Source organism: Mycobacterium sp. E3298 (assembly GCF_001666895.1).
Taxonomy (GTDB): domain Bacteria; phylum Actinomycetota; class Actinomycetes; order Mycobacteriales; family Mycobacteriaceae; genus Mycobacterium.
On record NZ_LZJB01000079.1, the window covers coordinates 1 to 17,247 of the forward strand.

Consider the following 17,247-nt stretch of genomic DNA (forward strand, 5'->3'; position numbering starts at 1 on the left):
GATGAGGCGGCGATCCTCGCCGACCGCGTGCTCGTGTTGCGCGCCGACCCCACGGGCGCGGCCGGCATCGGCGCGGCATTCGACGTCCCGATCGCCAAGCCACGCGACCGCGGCGACCCGCGCATCGCGGCGTTGCGCCAACAGTTGCTCGACGAGCTCGGCGTACCGCGGCGCGGCCGCGCCGCTGCCGGATCCGCGGTTTCCGAGGAGGCCAAGACGTGATGAAAATGCGCTGCCTGATTGCGGTTTCGGTCCTGGCCGCAGCCGCCGGCTGCGGCTCGCCAACCGGGACTACGGCGGCCAGGGACATCCGGCTGGACTATGCGTACTACAACCCGCTGAGCCTGGTGGTACGCGACCAGCACCTGCTGGAGGGAAGGGGCTACAACGTCACCTGGGTGCTCTCGGCGGGGAGCAACAAGGCAAACGAGGGCCTGCGCTCCAAGGGACTCGACTTCGGGTCCACCGCCGGTTCGGCCGCCTTGGTCGCGCGGGCGAACGGCACGCCGATCAAGATCATCGACGTGTACAGCAAGCCGGAGTGGACCGCCCTGGTGGTGGGCAAGAATTCGACGGCCACCTCGGTCGCCGACCTGAAGGGAAAGAAAATCGCGGTCACCAAGGGCACGGACCCCTACTTCTTCCTGCTGCAATCCCTTGCCACGGCGGGGCTTTCACCCGCCGACGTGGAAATGGTCAACCTGCAGCACGCCGACGGCAAAACCGCGCTGGAACGTGGCGATGTGGACGCCTGGTCAGGGCTGGATCCTTTTATGGCGCAGACCATTCAGCAGCAGGGTTCGCGGATGCTCTACCGCAATCCGGATTTCAACTCCTATGGCGTGCTGAACGTTCGAGAGGACTTCAGCGCCGCGCATCCCGATGTGGTCCAGTCCGTGGTCAATAGCTATGAGGAGGCCCGTAAATGGGCGAAGGCGCATCCCGAGGAGCTGGCGGCGTTGCTGGCCTCGCAGGCGAAAGTCACACCGAGCGTCGCCCAGGAGGAGTTGCGACGGACGGTGCTGGACATCCCGCCCGCGCCGGGCGACCCGCAGCGGACGGTGTTGACGAACATCCTGCCGATCGCGGTGGCGGACTCCGACATCAAATCCGACGACTCCGGCCGCGGCGCGCTGGGAACGATCATCGAGCCGAAGTACGCCCAACACGTGTCCTGAGGATCCCCCTCGCCCCGGCTGGGCTTGCGGTTCCGCTGCTGTTGCTGGCCGCCTGGCAAGCGGTGACCGCCGCGGGCTGGTTCTCGGCCAGTCAACTGCCCCCACCCGGCGACGTGATCGCGGCGCTGGGTGACCTGCTGCGTCGCGGTGAGCTCTGGACCCATCTACAGGCCAGCCTGGGGCGTGTCTCGCTCGGCTACCTGCTCGGCTCGGCCGCCGCGCTCGCGATCGGATCGCTAGTGGGGCTGTCGCTCACCGCGCGCAGGCTGCTCGCCCCGACGGTGGCGGCCTTGCGCACCGTGCCTTCGCTGGCGTGGGTTCCGTTACTGCTCTTGTGGTTTGGCATTGACGAAACACCGAAGGTGCTGCTGGTAGCCATCGGCGCGTTCTTCCCCGTGTACACCACGACGGCGTCGGCGCTGTCCCACGTCGACCCGCAACTGTTGGAGGTGGGCCGCGCCTACGGTCGGGACGGGGCCGCGCTGTTGACGACGGTCATGCTTCCCGCAGCCGCCCCCGCTCTGCTGAACGGGCTGCGCCTGGGACTGGCGAACGCGTGGCTTTTCCTGGTGGCCGCCGAGTTGATCGCCTCGTCGAAGGGACTCGGCTTCCTGCTGATCGACAGCCAGAACACCGGCCGCACCGACGTGATGCTGTTGGCCATCGGACTACTCGCCGCGCTGGGCAAGTTCAGCGACGCCGCGCTGGGGGGGCTGGAGAAGCGAATGGTGATACGGCGCAACTAGTTTATGGCGACGTCGGCCGCGTCGGGCGTCGCGCTCGCGAGTTCGCGGCGGCCGACATGCGCCTCGGCGCGCATGCGCTCCACCATGTGCGGGTAATGCAGCTCGAAAGCCGGCCGCTCCGAACGGATTCGCGGCAGCTCGGTGAAGTTGTGCCGCGGCGGCGGGCAGCTGGTGGCCCACTCGAGCGAATTGCCGTGGCCCCACGGGTCGTCCACCAGGACCGGCTCGCCGTAGCGCCAGCTCTTGAACACGTTCCAGACGAACGGCAAGACCGAGGCGGCGAGGATGAACGCCCCGATCGTCGAGACAAGGTTGAGCGTCTGAAACCCATCGGTGGGCAGGTAGTCGGCATACCGGCGCGGCATCCCCGAATCGCCGAGCCAGTGCTGCACCAGGAAGGTGGTGTGGAAGCCGATGAACGTCAGCCAGAAATGCAGCTTGCCCAGCCGCTCGTCGAGCAGGCGTCCGGTCATCTTCGGGAACCAGAAGTAGATGCCCGCGTAGGTGGCGAACACGATCGTGCCGAACAACGTGTAGTGGAAGTGCGCCACAACGAAATAGGTGTCGGTGATGTGGAAGTCGAGCGGGGGGCTGGCGAGCAGCACGCCCGTCAACCCCCCGATGAGGAAGGTCAGCAAGAACCCGATCGCGAACAGCATCGGGGATTCGAACGTCAACTGGCCCTTCCACATGGTGCCGATCCAGTTGAAGAACTTGATCCCGGTGGGGACGGCGATCAGGAACGTCATGAACGAAAAAAACGGCAGCAGCACGGCGCCGGTGGCATACATGTGGTGCGCCCACACCGCCACTGATAGTGCGGCGATCGACAGCGTCGCGTAAACCAGTGTGCTGTAACCGAACAGCGGCTTGCGGGAGAACACGGGGACGATCTCGGAGATGATGCCGAAGAACGGCAGCGCGATCACGTAGACCTCGGGATGCCCGAAGAACCAGAACAAGTGCTGAAACAGCATCACCCCGCCGTTGGCGGGATCGTAGATGTGCGCGCCGAAGCGGCGGTCGGCCTCCAAACCGAACAGCGCGGCGGTCAACAGCGGGAAGACAATCAGGACAAGCACACTGGTGACCAGGATGTTCCAGGTGAAGATGGGCATCCGGAACATGGTCATGCCCGGGGCCCGCAGACAGACCACCGTGGTGATCATGTTGACCGCACCCAGAATGGTTCCCAGACCACCGACGCCCACGCCCAGAATCCACAGGTCGCCGCCCACGCCGGGACTGTGCACGGCATCGGACAGCGGCGTGTAGGCGGTCCACCCGAAATCGGCGGCACCTCCGGGAACGATGAAGCCGCCCAACGCGATCAGCGCGCCGCAGACGAACAGCCAGAACGACAGCGCGTTGAGCCGTGGGAAGGCCACGTCGGGCGCACCGATCTGCAGGGGCAGTACCAGATTCGCGAACCCGAAGACGATGGGCGTCGCATAAAACAGCAACATCGCCGTGCCGTGCATGGTGAACAGCTGGTTGTACTGCTCGTTGGACAGAAATTGCAGCCCGGGCCGGGCCAGCTCGAGCCGCAGGAGCAGCGCCATCAGGCCGCCGATGAAGAAGAAGATGAAACAGGCGACCATGTACATGATGCCGATCATCTTGTGGTCGGTCGTGCTGATGAGCTGGTAGATCAGGTTCCCCTTGGGACCTGTCCGCGCGGGAAACGGCCGGCGGGCCTGCAGGCCGCTGACGGGCGGCGCTTCAGCCGTCATCGCATACCTCCACGGGGGCCGGTGCGGACTCACGCAATTTGTCAAGCCGCCCAAGTATTCCGAGGCGCCACTCCGCGGACCTAGGGTCAAACGTCCCTAAACGAGCGGCAATTGGGCGTCCTGGCCGGTCTAGAAGGAAAGGCTTACCTCCCGCAACCCGGAGCGCCTATCGTGTGAGCGTGACGCGCGGGATGGGCAGGCGGGCCGGCCGGCTGCTCGTCACCCTCCTGATCGCGGCTCTCGCTCTCGGCCTGTTCTCGTCCTGGCCGGGCCCGCGCGGCGTGATGGGGGCGCCGGTGGTGCTCGGCTCCGCGCCGCTGGACTGCCTGAACACGGCCCTGACGAACTACGGCAATTCCGGTAGCGGTTGGACGGGCGGAGATTCGACCTGGACGGCCACGCTGCCCGACGGTAGGGAGGCCTTCGTGTTCTCCGATACTTTCCTCGGGCCCATCACCCCGCCGACCCGACCGCCCGACGCGCTTTTCGTGCACAATTCCTTCGTCATCCGTGACGGCGAAGGGCACTGGTCCACCGTGGTGGGCGGGACGGCCGACCACCGGGCGGGCGTGGTCGCGCCGGTTGACCCCACGCACTGGTTCTGGCTGGGAGCGGCGACGTATCTTGATGGGGCACTACAGGTTCCGCTGTCCGAGTGGAGATCCGGTGGGCGCGGACCGCTCGACTTCGTGTTCGTCGGGTCATCGCTGGCGCGGTTCGACATCGGGGACCTGCGCGCAGCCTCGGCGATCACGCCGCTGCCACGATCGCGCGGCATCCAATGGGGCCAGTGGGTGCAGAACGACGGCGGCTGGACCTATGTCTACGGTGTCGAGACCGGCGCCGACAACAAGTACCTGCACGTGGCCCGCATCGCGGGAGGCGATCTGCGGCAAGCCTTCTCGTACTGGACCGGCCGGGGATGGTCGTCCGCGGAAGCGGATTCGTTCCGGGTGAGCGACCGCGTCGGCGCCGAGCTTTCGGTGCACCGGCTGCGCGACGGCGTCTACATGCTCACCACCATGCAGGGGGGCAGGGGATTCAGCGATCGCCTCGTTGGCCGCTTCGGGCCGTCCCCGACGGGACCCTTCGGGCCCGCGACGACGCTGTACCTGACGCCTGAGAGCGGAAGCGCCGGGCTCTACCACGACGCCGACGTCTACACCTACAACGCCCATGTGCACCCCGAGTACTCGACGTCCAGCAAGCTGGTCATCTCGTACGACGTCAACAGCCTTGACACCGCGCCGGGCGGCGACGTGTACCGCCAGGTGAGCATCTACCGTCCCCGATTCATCGTCGTGTCGTTGCGCTGGAACGCTGATGGCCGTCCCCGCGCGGCGGCGGACTCGTCCGGCGATGCGCTTGCGCCCTGCAGGTGAACTATCGGGCGAGGGCCAGCTGGCCCGGTAGCTCTTCGCTGAGCACCGCCTCGGCAAGCAGTTCGCCGAGCAACGGACCGAACTTCATCAGGTTGGCGCCGACGAACCCGACGACGCGGCCGCGGCGGCCCACCGTCCAGCCGTCGCCGCCCGCGTCCAGCCACGGCGCGCGAACCGTCACGCAGTCCACCCGCCCAACCGGCGACAGCCCTGGGAACAGCGCGCGCACCGTCGCGGGGTCCGGCACCTCCTGACCGAACGCCCAGCGCCCCGTGCTGCCCAGCGGCAGCCCGTAGCCCTCGGGCGCCGACAGGCACGCCGCGCCGGTCGCGTCGGCGCCCGCGTAGGTGAACCGGGTGTGCGGGGCGAATTCGACACCAAGCGGGCCGAACAGCGCCGGCGTCCGCGCGCCGGCGCAGATCAGCACGCGGTCGCCCCGCAGCACGCCGCCGTCGGCCAGACTCACCTCACCGTCGTCGGAAACCGCCACGACGTCGCCCCGCCGGACGTCGAGCCGCCCCGCCAGCGCGGACATTGCGCGGCGGATTCGCAGGCTGCCGCCGAGTGGATCCAGCACACCGGTCTCCCACGGCGGGGCGGCGAATGGGATCCGCGCGGCGATCTCCGCCCCGTCCACCCAACGGAATGAAGCACCCGCCGTTGTCATGGCCGCCGCGGTCTCCTCGCAGGCACCGGCGGCGATGAATCCCTCCGCGCCCAATAGCCGGCCCACGCCGAGCTCGTCCTCCCAGCGCTGCCAGCCGGCGCGGGCGCGGAGCGCCAGGCGGCACAACGACGGGCGCCGATGCGCAATCCGGAAGATGCGGGCCAATCCCGTTGACTGCTCGCCGAACGGGACCCCGCGTTCCAGCACGATCGCGGGCTCCCCACGCCGCGCCAGCTCGTGGGCGGCGGCCAGCCCGCACACCCCCGCACCGACGATGACGATCACGCGATCCGCGTACCCGCGCGGCTAGAAGTAGAACCCGGCATGGGGAGCGTCCGGCACCGCGAACAATCGGTCGGCCGCGGCGATCGCCGACGGGTCATCGGGTCGGGCCACGCCCGCGACGGCGAGGTCGCGCCAGGTCACACCTCCGAGCAGAACTGCGGCCAGCCCCTCGACGTCGACCTCGAGCTGCGCGCGCCCGCCGGTCGGTTCGGCGCCGTCCCCGGTGATCGTGAAACGACCCGAATTATCGGGCAGCATAGGGTCTTTGACCGCGATGGTGACGCCGCCGTCGCCGCCGTACCGGCGAGCCGAGAGCGCCCGCGGCACGTCGATGACGCGAAGCCACGTTTCGTCATGCACGGCGGTGACGCGCGCGGCGCGCCGATCGGCCAGCAACCAGGGCAGCGGATCGTCCATCGGCAACATCCAAAACACGACGCGGTCAATGAGATCGAGCCGCAGCAGAAACCGCAGCAGGCCGAGATAGGCCTCGGCGGTCGGGGCAAAGAAGTCCTCCACCGCGATCGTGCGCTGGTCGCTGACGAACCACCTCTCGGTGTCGACGGGGCGGTAGCGGGTGAAACCGGATTCGGCTCCCGGGGCGCCGTGCACCGCGACATACGAAGGCTGCGGCGATGATTCGGTACGCAGCCGCAGGCTCCGCCACCACGCGTCCGGCCGGTCGATGGATCCCGGCCGCGACGGACGATTCTCGGCGTAGATGCGGGGCAACAACGCCCAGCCTTCTGCCGCGTCGATCAACCGCACCGGACCGCCGGCCCCGACCTCGCGACGCAGCGCCGCCCGCGCGGTGTGCACCTCTACCGTCTGCGACGAACTGGCGACGCCGTACCCATAGCGCCCGTAGATCGTGGCCTCGGAGGCCCGCAACGACGCGACCACCTCGCCGCGGGCCGCGATGTCGCCGAATTGATGACGGATCAACTCCGTGGCGACGCCCCGCCGGGTGAACGACGGCAACACCCCGATGTGGGTGACGGCGGCGTGCCCCACCATCGACCCGCCGGGGAGCGTCATTCGGCTCGTCACTGCGTCCGCGGTGCCGACGAGCTCCCCGCCGACGAACGCCCCCAGGGTGCGGCCGGGCTCGAGCAGCTTGGCGATCTGGCCGGGCGGTAGCTCCGGCATCGGCGGGAAGCCGATCATGGCGACGCGAAACACGTTGGCCGCGGCCAGCAGTTCGTCCTCGCTGTCGAGGACCCGGATCTCGGTGGTCATCCGGCCATCATGTCTCGCGCCCGTGACGGCACGGACCGCGGGATGCGGCCGTTACCGAATCTGCAAGCCGGTCAGCGCCCGCGAGATCACCAGGCGCTGGATCTCGCTGGTGCCCTCGAAAATGGTGAAGATCTTGGCGTCGCGGTGCATCCGCTCCACGGGATAGTCACGGGTGTATCCGTTGCCGCCCAGAATCTGGATCGCCTCGTCGGTGACGTAGACGGCCGTCTCGCTGGCAACCAGCTTGGCCATCGACCCCTCGGCGGCGTCGAACGATTGGTTGTTGCGCGCCATCCAGCCGGCCCGCCACACCAGCAGGCGGGCGGCGTCGATGCGGCTCTTCATGTCGGCCAGCTTGAACGCCACCGCCTGGAATTCGCCGATCTTGCGGCCGAATTGCTCACGCTGGCAGGCATAGTCGAGCGCGTACTCGTACGCGGCGCGGGCCACGCCGACGGCCATGGCCCCGACCGTGGGCCGGGTGCGCTCGAAGGTCTTCATCGCCGCCTGGCTGCGCGCGGAGGCACCCGACTTGACCCGGGCGATGCGCGCCTCGAACTTCTCCCGGCCGCCCAGGATGTGGTCCTCGGGTAGGCGAACGTTGTCGAGAACCACCTCGGCGGTATGCGATGCCCGGATCCCGTGCTTCTTGAACTTCTGGCCTTGCGCCAAACCATTGACGCCCGCCGGGACGACGAACGTGGCCTGTCCGCGGGTGCCCAATTCGGGATACACCGACGCCACCACGATGTGCACGTTCGCGATGCCGCCGTTGGTCGCCCAGGTCTTGGTGCCGTTCAGCACCCATTCGTTGGTGGCCTCGTCGTAGCGGGCCCGGGTGCGGATCGCCCCGACGTCCGACCCGGCGTCGGGCTCCGAGGAGCAGAACGCACCCAGCTTCGGCTCGTCGGCCGTACCGAACATCTCCGGCAGCCACCGGCCCAGCTGTTCGGGAGTTCCGTTGCCCGCCAACGCCGCCGCGGCCAGGCCGGTGCCCATGATGGACAGCGCGATGCCGGCGTCGCCCCAGAACATCTCCTCGAACGCGGTGAGCATGCCCAGGCCCGTCGGCTCGGCCGCCTGCTGCGCGAAGAAGTCGGGGGAGTACAGCCCCACCTTGGCGGCCTCCTGGATCACGGGCCACGGGGTCTCCTCCCGTTCGTCCCATTCCGAGGCGGCGGGCCGGATGACGTCGGCGGCGAACTTGTGCACCCAGTCGCGTACCTCGATCACGTCGTCGGTCAGTTGCAGTGAGAAAGTCACGGTCTACTCCTGAAAGGTTGTTGTGCTCAACGGGTTCCGTACTGGGTGAGGACGCTGACGGTCTGGCTGACCCACGCCTCGAAGTACCGCTCTTCGTCGATGTTGCCGGGCAGCCTGCCGGTCAGCGCCTGCAGCGTCGCGGCATACGACAACGACCCGATGGCGACCGCCGCGGCCGCCTCGGGATCGGGGATGCGGGTGCGGCCGGACCGATTCGACGCGGCCAGTTCGTCGGCGAAGCGCTGATAGGCGTTGTCGGTGATGACCTGCCACGTCTTTTCGTCGAGGTCGCCGAGCTCCTCGGGCTCCCGCAGCATGACCTTGAGCAGGTCCTCGCTCTCTTTGAGATTGCTCCAGATCAGCTGCCCGGCCGTGCGCACCGCCTGCTCGACGCTGCCCGGTTGCCCCGCGTCGTACTGCTCGCGCGCCGCCACGATGCTGTCGATCCGGTACGCGACGGCGGCCTCGAGCAGCTCGCGCTTCGAGCCGAAGTGCTTGTAGAGCGCTCCCGATCCCGGAGCCAGACCCGACGCTCGCTGGATGTCGGCCACCGATGTCGCCGCGTAACCCTTGGCGGCGAAAAGCTTCAGCGCCTCGGCCAGGAGCCGATCACGTCCGGAGGCGAGCATGGTGAGAGAGTACTCACTCACCACGATGGAGGCAAAACGACCGCGGTCAGGGCCGGGCCGGGCAGGAGCTCAAAGTTTGGCGCTACATTCTCTGCGAAACGCCACGACGCCTGAACGCGGCGAATCGCGAAGGGTGTGAGGGTTGTGGTCAGGTTCTCGACACCGTCTCCGGCCGGCGCCGTGAGCGCACCAGAGGAGCGTGACATTCGCGTGTTACCGCACGTACAGCTGCCGATGCGGGTGTTGTCGCTGCGCACCATCGTCGTCGTCGCCGCGCTCTCGGTCATCACCCTGGTCGTGCTGCTGGGCACCTGGGTTTGGGTCGGCGTCACCAACGACCAGTACAGCCAGCTGGACCGCCGGCTCGACTCGGTCAGCAGCCTGGGCGACATCAATTCACTGCTCAACAACGTCGAGCACGCGAGCCCCGACCAGCCCATGCCGGACGGCAACCTGGTGCGCACCGCGCGCATCGGCGACGTGACGGTCTCGGTGCCCAACAACATCGTGCTGCCGAAGCTGCCCAACGGATACGCCAACACCACCATCAACGGCGTGCAGTACCGCGTCCGCACCTTCTCGGCGGGGCCCGCCTCGATCGCGCTGGCCGCGCCGCTGGCCGAAGCGCAACACCGGATCAACGAGCTACACCTGCGGGTGTTGTTGATCTGCGCCAGCGTCATCGGCGGCACGGTGGTCGTCGGCTGGGTGATCTCGTTGATCATGGTGAACCCGTTCCTGTTGCTGGCGCAGCAGGCCCGCGCGATCAACGCGCAGTCCAGCCCCGACGAGGTTCAGGTGCGCGGGGTGCGGGAGGCCGTGGAGATCGCCGAAGCGGTCGAGGGAATGCTCGCGCGCATCGGCAAGGAGCAACAGCGCACGAAGGCGGCGCTCGAGTCGGCACGCGACTTCGCCGCCGTCGCCTCCCACGAGCTGCGCACCCCGTTGACGGCGATGCGCACCAACCTGGAAGTCCTCTCCACGCTGGACCTGCCCCGTGAGCAGCGCCAGGAGGTGATCGGCGACGTCATCCGCACCCAGAGCCGCATCGAGGGAACGCTGACGGCGCTGGAACGGCTGGCACAGGGCGAGCTGACCACCGTCGACGACTTCGTCCCGTTCGACATCACCGAACTGCTGGACCGTGCCGCGCACGACGCACTGCGGATATATCCCGAGGTCGAGGTGTCGCTGGTGCCCTCGCCGACGGTGCTGATGGTGGGACTGCCCACCGGCCTGCGGCTGGTGATCGACAACGCGATCGCCAACGCCGTCAAGCATGGCAACGCCGGCAAGATCCAGCTCACCGTGAGCAGCTCCAGCGAGGGCGTGGAGATCGCGATCGACGACGACGGCACCGGCGTTCCGGAGTCCGAGCGGGCCGCGGTCTTCGAGCGCTTCGCCCGCGGCTCCACGGCATCGCGGTCGGGCTCCGGGCTGGGGCTGGCGCTGGTCGCCCAGCAGGCCGAACTGCACGGCGGCACGGCGGCGTTGCAGACGAGTCCGCTCGGGGGCACCCGGCTGCTGCTGAACCTGGCCGGTGACGGCCGCGGACCCGCGTAGTTTCGGTCGGCATTTCCGCGACGGGAAACGTGATCGGGCGATTCGATGTTTCAGGCCGCACCAAATAGGCGGCCATTACTGCCAGCCATTCGCATGAATCACGCGGTAACCGCGTGACCGGTGTGCCTGCAGTGGCATGCGGGGTGTTTGACGGATGCCTCATAACGGGAATACCGCCCGTCAACTGAATCACGTAATTCCGGCCGGGAGACCGGGGGGAATCCGAGTGAATACACGAACAGTAGAACCGCACTAGACTGAGGCGCCAAGCCCGTCTTATGACGCTGAGCAATCGGAGGGAAATCATGGTGCTGCAGGTGCAATCGGAGGCTGTGCTGGCATCGGCGGCCGCGGAGTCGGGGATCAGCGCCGAGACCCAGGCGGCGGCTTCGGCGGCCGCGCCCGTGCTGCTGGGGGTCATGCCGATGGGCGCAGACCCGGATTCGGCGATGTTCGCGGCGGCGCTGAACGCGTGCGGCGGAAACTACCTGGGAGTGGTATCCGAGCACGCCGCCCAGCGCGGTTTGTTCGCCGGCGCGCAGAGCATCGCGTCGGGTACCTACGTCGTCACCGAACTCATGCGTAGCTTGGCGTTGGCGATAGGCGCGTAACAGCCAGCTACGCCACCAGCGGGGCAGCAAAGGGGGAAGTGCGGCATGGCGGATCCGGGGTGGGCCGCGCGTACGCCTGAAGAAAACGACATGTTGCTCAAGGCGGGTGCCGGCGTCATCACCCATCTGGCCAACCAGGCCGCTTGGACGGCACTGGCGGCCACCCATCACGGCTCGAGCATCGCATCGGAGATCAACACCGTCGCGACGTCGGTGAGCTGGACCGGTGTCGGCTCCCTCGCCTCCGCCACCAACGCCACCGCGCTGAACGCGTCACTGCACGGGCTCGCCGGGTGGGTGGATGTCAAACCCGCGGTGGTCTCGACCGCGGTCTCCGCGTATCAGATGGCGTACGGCACGATGCGGCCAGCGCCCGAGTGCATCGCCAACCGCACCGAGTGCGCCACCGACTACGGCATCAACCCCATCGTCCTCGGCGCCTTGACGCCCCGGATCACGTCGCTGGAGCTCGAATACTTCGGGTCGATGTGGCCGAACAACTCCGCCGTCGGCGCCAGCTACGGAACGATCCTGACCGCCTTGAGCGAGAGCCTCGCCATTCCACCGCCGCTGGCGACCATGGGCGCGTCGCCGGCGGCGCCGGCGGAGGCGGCCGCGGCGGTGGGACAGGCGGCCGCGAACGTCGGCGCCGGCGACGGCATGCGTGCCGCCATGCAGGGTGCGCAGACGGGCACCCAGGGCGCGGGCCAGGCGGCGTCGGGCGGCCAGGACATCATGAGCCAGGCCGGTTCGTTCATGGAGCCCGTGCAGTCGATGATGGGCGCGGTCCCGCAAATGATGCAGGCGCCGATGCAAATGATGCAGGCGCCGATGCAGATGATGCAGCCGCTGCAGTCGATGATGGGCATGTTCGCCAACCCGGGAGCCATGGGCGGTGCGGCGCCCGGAATTTCGGCGATATCGGCGACGGAGATGTCGGCCGTCGGCGCCTCGGGCGGCGGTGGAGGGGCCGCCTCCCTGGGCGGGGCCGGCATGCCCGCGACCACCTTCACCCGTCCCGTCAGCGCCTTCGAACCGGCCGGCAGTGGCCGGCCGGTGGGGCTGCGGCCAAGCGGGGCGTTGGGGGCCGAGGCCATTCGTCCGCAGACCACGACGGTCGGCGGCGGTACACCTATGGGCGGCATGCCGGTGGGGCATGGGGCGGGAGGAGAGCGCGGATCCCGAGACAAAGCCGAACAGCCCGCGACGGTGCGGGTTGTCGACACGAGAGTGTGAAGCCGGCCCGGCTAAGGGTGAATCGACAGATAAATACAGCAGCCATACACTTCGCTCCATGCCCCAGGTAATTCCGGGGGAGGGCATCAGTAGTTAGGAGAAACCCCAAGTGGACAGTTCAACAATCCAAGTATCGGCTCAGGTGCTTCGCGATGCTTCCAACCATATCCAGGCCAACATGGAACACGCGATCGCGATCGCGCAGGGCTACATCGCGAACCACGAAAACGTCATGAACCCTTCGACCTGGTCCGGTGAGGCCGTGACCGCGTCTCACGCGACGGCCATCGAAATCCAGAACGACCTGAACAAGGTGCTCAACGGCGGAACCCGCCTGGCCGAGGGGCTCAAGCAGGCGGCGGCGTTGATGGAACACCACGAGGCGGATTCGACGCACGCGTTCAGCGCGCTATTCGGCGGCCACGGCTCCTAACCCATCCACCATTCGCAATTCACAATCGGCCTTTGAAGGGAATGCACAATGTCCAACCCCATCACCTATAACCCCGGCGCCGTAGCCGATTTCGCGTCCGACATCGGATCGCGCGCCGGCCAGTTGCAGGGAATCTATGACGACACCGCGAACCGGACCAACCAGCTGACAGAATTCTTCGCCGGTCATGGCGCGAAGCAATTCTTCGAGGCGCAGGCGCAGATGCTCTCCGGGTTGCAGGGGCTGATCGACACGGTGAGCCAGCACGGAATGACGACCTCCCACGTGCTGGACAACGCGCTCGCGACCGACCAGAACATCGGCCACTTGTTCGGCTGAACAACCGCCCCGGGCTCCGATCTACTGATTGGGCGTGGTGGGTGAGTGCGATTGAAGGCGGGGCAGATGCGTCGAGCGCATGTGCCCCCCTTCGGCGTGTAGCCCGCCGGTCAAGGGCGCGCGGCTTTGAAAGCGAAGTGACATGCTGACGACGACGGTCGATGGCCTGTGGGTGTTGCAGGCGGTTACCGGGGTGGAGCAGACCTGTCCCGAGCTGGGCTTGCGGCCGTTGCTGCCGCGGCTCGACACCCCCGAGCGCGCGCTGAGCCACCCGATCGCGGACGAGTTGCGGGCCGCCGGCGCCCTGGACGAGGCGGGCAATGTCGACCCGATGATCCGCGAATGGCTGACCGTGTTGCTGCGGCGCGACTTGGCGCTGATGGTCAACATCGGCGTGCCGGGCCGTGAATCGACACGAGCGTCCATCTGCCGCTTCGCCAGCTGGTGGGTGGTGCTCGAACGCCATGCCGAGCTGATCCGCCTGTACCCGGCCGGCACCGCCAATGACGAGGGCGGGGCCAGCGATTTGGTGGTGGGCCAGGTCGAGCGGCTGTGTGGGGTGGCCGAGGTGGCCCCGCTCAAGCCGGTCACCCTCGACACCGAAGAGCTGCTCGCCTCGGTGCGCGACGCCGCCAGCCTCCGGACGTTTCTGCTCAGGCAGAACCTCGACGTCGACCAGCTGCAGATCGTCACCATGGCCGCCGACCCCGCGCGTTCGGCGCACGCGGCAATCGTGGGGCTGCAGGCCGGGGTCGGGCCGGACGAGATGGCGCGGGTCGCCGTCGGCGATTCGACCGTGTCCATCATCGACACCCCGGCGGGCCGCGTCTGCGTCGAGAACGTCATCTCGGGTCAGCGCCGCTACCAGATCCTTTCACCCGGCTCGCGCAGCGACATCGGTGGCGCCGTGCAGCGACTGATCCGCCGGCTGCCCGCCGGCGAGGAGTGGTATTCGTATCGGCGAGTGGTCTGATCCGGCGGCCGACTTCTCCACTGACGCAAGATAAGTCACTTAACCAATGCCGTGGAATGGCAACCTGTTACGTGCTTGAAGGGTTTGTTGATCGGTAAACGTGGTATCGCCGAGCGTGTTAGCATCGCGACGTGACGAGCCCTTGGAATGACCCGAATATGTCGGACGAAGGGGCGCTCAGACGGGGGGATCCGTCAGGGGGCCGCAACTTCCCGGATTCGGTATCCGACACCATGCGCATTACCGATCTTGCCGCGCCCCGAAAGATTCCTCCAGGCTCGGGTTGGCGGAAATTCGTCTACGTCATCTCTTTTAAAAAAATAAATCCCGGGGAATCGCCCGCCGAGCGGCACTACCGCGATTTGCAGAACCGTATCCGGCGGCACATCCGGAGGCAGTACGTGATCACGGTGGTCTCCGGCAAGGGCGGGGTCGGGGTCTCCACCATGGTCGCCTGCATCGGCGGGGTGTTCCGGGAATGCCGCCCGCAGAACGTGATTGCGATCGATGCCGTCCCGGGTTTCGGCACGCTGGCCGACCGCATCGACGAGTCGCCGCCGGGTGACTACACCGCCATCATCAACGACACCGACGTGCAGGGCTACGCCGACATCCGTGAACACTTGGGGCAGAACCCGATCGGGCTCGACGTCCTCGCCGGAAACCGTACGTCGGACCAGCCCCGGCCGTTGGTGCCTGCGATGTTCTCCGGGGTGTTGTCGCGGCTGCGGCGAACTCACACGGTGATGATCGTGGACACGTCGCCGGATTTGGAGCACGAGGTGATGAAGCCGGTGCTGGAGAACACCGACACCCTCGTGTTCGTCTCCGGCATCACCGCCGATCGGTCGCGGCCCGTGCTGCGTGCCGTGGACTATCTGCGGTCGCAGGGCTACCACGAGTTGGTGTCGCGCAGCACCGTGATCATCAACCACACCGATCAGATCACCGACAAGGATGCGCTGGCTTACCTGACCGAGCGGTTCAGCAAAGTCGGGGCGACCGTCGAGGAGATGCCGTTCGATCCGCATCTCGCCAAAGGTGGCCTCATCGACACGGTTCACGAATTGAAGAAAAAGACGCGATTGCGTCTTTTTGAAATTACCGCCGGCCTGGCCGACAAATACATTCCGGATGCGGAGCGGACGACGCCGTGACATCAGCGCATAAGGTCGCCTTCCCGGCGCGCTGTGCGGTCAACATTTCCTACGAGAAGCATCTCTGCTCGCAAGTGTTCCCGGCCGGAATTCCGGTGGAGGGATTCTTCGAGGGAATGGTCGAGCTCTTCGACGCCGACCTGAAGCGCAAAGGCTTTGAAGGCATTACGTTGCCGGCGGGCAGCTACGAACTGCACAAGATCAATGGGGTCCGCCTCGACATCAACAAGAGCCTGGACGAGTTGGGCGTGCAGGACGGCGACACCCTGGTGCTGGTGCCCCGTGTCGCGGGCGAGTCCTTCGAACCGCAGTACGAGTCGCTGTCGACCGGCCTGGCGGCCATGGGCAAGTGGCTGGGCCGTGAGGGCGGCGACCGGATGTTCGCCCCGGTGACGCCGTTGACGGCCGCGCACACCGCGGTCGCGATCATCGCGATGGCGGCCGCGGTGGTCGTGGCGCTGACGCTGCGCGCGCGGATGTTCACCGACAGCCCCATCCCGGCCGCGGTGGCCGGCGCAGTCGGCGTCTTGCTGATCATCGCGACGTTCATCGTCTGGTGGGGCTGGCGCGAGCGGCGCGACCTGTTCAGCGGGTTCGGCTGGCTGGCAGTGGTGTTGCTGGCGGTCGCGGGCGCCTGCGCGCCGCCGGGCACCCTGGGCGCGGCGCACGGGCTGATCGGCCTCGTGATCGTGATCCTCGGTGCCATCGCCATCGGCGTGACGACGCGGAAGCGGTGGCAGACCGCGGTCGTCACCGCGGTGGTGACGGTGTGCGGGATCCTGGCCGCGGTTGCCGCGGTTCGGATGTTCCGGCCCGCCTCGGCGCAGGTATTGGCCATCTGCGTGCTGGTCGGGCTGCTGATCCTGGTCAGGATGACCCCGATGATCGCGTTGTGGGTGGCCCGGGTTCGGCCGCCGCACTTCGGATCGATCACCGGCCGCGACCTCTTCGCCCGGCGCGAAGGCATGCCCGTCGACACTGTCTCGCCGGTGAGTGAGGACGAATCCGAGGACGAGGACAACGAATTGACCGACATCACCGCGCGCGGCGCGGCCATTGCCGCCTCCGCGCGGCTGGTCAACGCGGTGCAGGTCGGTGTCTGCGTCGGGGTGTCGATCGTCCTGCCCGCCGCCGTGTGGGGGGTGCTGACACCGGGGCGCCCGTGGGCGTGGTTGGCGCTGGTGGTCGCCGGACTCGTGGTGGGCATCTTCATCACCCAGGGCAGGGGATTCGCCGCCAAGTACCAGGCCGTCGCGCTCGCCTGCGGGGCCGCCGCCGCCGTGTGCGCCGGAGTGGTCAAATACGCCATCGTGGAGCCGAAAGACGTTGTCAGCGGATTGCTTTGGCCCGCTGTAGCGGTGGCGGCCTTCGCCGCGTGCGGCCTGGCCGCGGCGCTGTTGGTGCCGACGGTGCGGTTCAGGCCGCTGATCCGGTTGACCGTGGAATGGGTGGAAGTGTTCGCGTTCATCGTGTTGCTGCCGGCGGCGGCGGCTCTGGGGGGGCTGTTCACGTGGATTCGGCACTGAAGCGCGCGGCGGCGGCGACCGCCGCCGTCACCCTGGTCGCGCTGTCCGCGAATATCCCTGCCGCGCAAGCCATCACACCCCCACAGGTCGATCCCGGCATGGTGCCGCCGGACGGGCCGCCGCGAAGCGACCAACCGATGCGGCGCGCCAACAGCTGCTCGACGCCCATCACCGTGCGCAACCCCGACGTGGCGCAGCTGGCGCCGGGCTTCAACCTGCTCAACATCAGCAAGGCCTGGCAATACAGCACCGGCAACGGCGTACCGGTGGCCGTGATCGACACCGGC

General features: G+C 67.6%; 16 protein-coding genes and 2 pseudogenes. 13 read left to right on the top strand and 5 right to left on the bottom strand.

Going from position 1 to position 17,247, the window contains the following annotated elements; all coding sequences use genetic code 11:
- From A9X05_RS31505 to A9X05_RS03580, 3 genes and pseudogenes are all read left to right on the top strand, one after another.
- Nucleotides 1-222 (top strand): annotated as a pseudogene (locus tag A9X05_RS31505) (ABC transporter ATP-binding protein); the annotation flags it as partial.
- Nucleotides 222-1,178, top strand: coding sequence for an aliphatic sulfonate ABC transporter substrate-binding protein (locus A9X05_RS03575; protein ID WP_067760426.1), 957 nt, complete (start codon nucleotides 222-224; stop codon nucleotides 1,176-1,178). The pseudogene A9X05_RS31505 and the gene A9X05_RS03575, both read left to right, overlap by 1 nt.
- A 35-nt stretch (nucleotides 1,179-1,213) precedes the next feature.
- Nucleotides 1,214-1,924: an ABC transporter permease gene (locus tag A9X05_RS03580; protein WP_197498900.1), complete on the top strand. Its 711-nt coding sequence runs from the start codon at nucleotides 1,214-1,216 to the stop codon at nucleotides 1,922-1,924.
- Here A9X05_RS03580 and ctaD read toward each other — a convergent pair.
- The gene (ctaD, locus tag A9X05_RS03585; protein ID WP_067760424.1) at nucleotides 1,921-3,657 is read right to left on the bottom strand and encodes a cytochrome c oxidase subunit I; all 1,737 of its coding nucleotides are present in this window, start codon (nucleotides 3,655-3,657) and stop codon (nucleotides 1,921-1,923) included. The two genes, A9X05_RS03580 and ctaD, sit on opposite strands and share 4 nt — an antisense overlap.
- 179 nt (nucleotides 3,658-3,836) lie before the next feature.
- On the opposite strand from ctaD, the gene A9X05_RS03590 reads away from it, so the two are divergent.
- A complete protein-coding gene (locus A9X05_RS03590; protein WP_156675584.1) occupies nucleotides 3,837-5,039 on the top strand; it encodes a DUF4185 domain-containing protein in 1,203 nt (400 codons plus the stop codon).
- Between the two features lies 1 nt (nucleotide 5,040).
- On the opposite strand, the gene A9X05_RS03595 is transcribed toward A9X05_RS03590, so the two are convergent.
- From A9X05_RS03595 to A9X05_RS03610, 4 genes are read right to left on the bottom strand one after another with little or no spacing between them, the layout of a single operon-like run.
- Nucleotides 5,041-5,991, bottom strand: coding sequence for an FAD-binding oxidoreductase (locus A9X05_RS03595; protein WP_067779221.1), 951 nt, complete (start codon nucleotides 5,989-5,991; stop codon nucleotides 5,041-5,043).
- A gap of 21 nt (nucleotides 5,992-6,012) precedes the next feature.
- Nucleotides 6,013-7,230: a GNAT family N-acetyltransferase gene (locus tag A9X05_RS03600; RefSeq protein ID WP_067779224.1), complete on the bottom strand. Its 1,218-nt coding sequence runs from the start codon at nucleotides 7,228-7,230 to the stop codon at nucleotides 6,013-6,015.
- A 51-nt stretch (nucleotides 7,231-7,281) separates the two neighbouring features.
- Nucleotides 7,282-8,493: an acyl-CoA dehydrogenase family protein gene (locus A9X05_RS03605; RefSeq protein WP_067271857.1), complete on the bottom strand. Its 1,212-nt coding sequence runs from the start codon at nucleotides 8,491-8,493 to the stop codon at nucleotides 7,282-7,284.
- A gap of 26 nt (nucleotides 8,494-8,519) precedes the next feature.
- The gene (locus tag A9X05_RS03610; protein ID WP_156736232.1) at nucleotides 8,520-9,122 is read right to left on the bottom strand and encodes a TetR/AcrR family transcriptional regulator; all 603 of its coding nucleotides are present in this window, start codon (nucleotides 9,120-9,122) and stop codon (nucleotides 8,520-8,522) included.
- Nucleotides 9,123-9,356: 234 nt separating this feature from the next.
- On the opposite strand from A9X05_RS03610, the gene A9X05_RS03615 reads away from it, so the two are divergent.
- The 9 genes and pseudogenes from A9X05_RS03615 to A9X05_RS03655 form a co-directional block, all read left to right on the top strand.
- On the top strand, nucleotides 9,357-10,685 hold the full coding sequence (locus A9X05_RS03615; RefSeq protein ID WP_067760416.1) for a sensor histidine kinase KdpD: 1,329 nt from the start codon (nucleotides 9,357-9,359) through the stop codon (nucleotides 10,683-10,685).
- A 305-nt stretch (nucleotides 10,686-10,990) separates the two neighbouring features.
- Entirely contained in the window at nucleotides 10,991-11,296 is a 306-nt protein-coding gene (locus A9X05_RS03620; protein WP_067760429.1) for a PE domain-containing protein, read from the top strand.
- A 45-nt stretch (nucleotides 11,297-11,341) separates the two neighbouring features.
- Complete coding sequence (locus A9X05_RS03625) at nucleotides 11,342-12,532, top strand: PPE family protein (RefSeq protein ID WP_067760414.1); 1,191 nt, start codon at nucleotides 11,342-11,344, stop codon at nucleotides 12,530-12,532.
- A gap of 109 nt (nucleotides 12,533-12,641) precedes the next feature.
- A complete protein-coding gene (locus tag A9X05_RS03630) occupies nucleotides 12,642-12,965 on the top strand; it encodes a WXG100 family type VII secretion target (RefSeq protein ID WP_067271862.1) in 324 nt (107 codons plus the stop codon).
- 48 nt (nucleotides 12,966-13,013) lie between these two features.
- Nucleotides 13,014-13,304, top strand: a complete 291-nt coding sequence (locus A9X05_RS03635) for a WXG100 family type VII secretion target (RefSeq protein WP_067760412.1) — start codon at nucleotides 13,014-13,016, stop codon at nucleotides 13,302-13,304.
- 142 nt (nucleotides 13,305-13,446) lie between these two features.
- Nucleotides 13,447-14,277 (top strand): ESX secretion-associated protein EspG, encoded by an 831-nt coding sequence (locus tag A9X05_RS03640; protein ID WP_067779227.1) that lies wholly within the window; start codon nucleotides 13,447-13,449, stop codon nucleotides 14,275-14,277.
- A gap of 131 nt (nucleotides 14,278-14,408) precedes the next feature.
- Nucleotides 14,409-15,434 carry a MinD/ParA family protein gene (locus A9X05_RS03645; RefSeq protein ID WP_156675583.1) on the top strand — a complete coding sequence of 342 codons (1,026 nt, stop codon included), beginning with the start codon at nucleotides 14,409-14,411 and terminating at the stop codon, nucleotides 15,432-15,434.
- A complete protein-coding gene (gene eccD / locus A9X05_RS03650; RefSeq protein ID WP_082950100.1) occupies nucleotides 15,431-16,960 on the top strand; it encodes a type VII secretion integral membrane protein EccD in 1,530 nt (509 codons plus the stop codon). The genes A9X05_RS03645 and eccD overlap by 4 nt, the downstream gene beginning before the upstream one ends.
- Nucleotides 16,945-17,247 (top strand): annotated as a pseudogene (locus A9X05_RS03655) (type VII secretion-associated serine protease); the annotation flags it as partial. The gene eccD and the pseudogene A9X05_RS03655, both read left to right, overlap by 16 nt.

Coding starts and splice junctions, on each gene's coding strand:
- A9X05_RS03575 (WP_067760426.1), top strand. CDS start 222: ATGAAAATGCGCTGCCTGATTGCGGTTTCGGTCCTGGCCGCAGCCGCC.
- ctaD (WP_067760424.1), bottom strand. CDS start 3,657: ATGACGGCTGAAGCGCCGCCCGTCAGCGGCCTGCAGGCCCGCCGGCCG.
- A9X05_RS03600 (WP_067779224.1), bottom strand. CDS start 7,230: ATGACCACCGAGATCCGGGTCCTCGACAGCGAGGACGAACTGCTGGCC.
- A9X05_RS03610 (WP_156736232.1), bottom strand. CDS start 9,122: ATGCTCGCCTCCGGACGTGATCGGCTCCTGGCCGAGGCGCTGAAGCTT.
- A9X05_RS03615 (WP_067760416.1), top strand. CDS start 9,357: ATGCGGGTGTTGTCGCTGCGCACCATCGTCGTCGTCGCCGCGCTCTCG.
- A9X05_RS03620 (WP_067760429.1), top strand. CDS start 10,991: ATGGTGCTGCAGGTGCAATCGGAGGCTGTGCTGGCATCGGCGGCCGCG.
- A9X05_RS03625 (WP_067760414.1), top strand. CDS start 11,342: ATGGCGGATCCGGGGTGGGCCGCGCGTACGCCTGAAGAAAACGACATG.
- A9X05_RS03635 (WP_067760412.1), top strand. CDS start 13,014: ATGTCCAACCCCATCACCTATAACCCCGGCGCCGTAGCCGATTTCGCG.
- A9X05_RS03640 (WP_067779227.1), top strand. CDS start 13,447: ATGCTGACGACGACGGTCGATGGCCTGTGGGTGTTGCAGGCGGTTACC.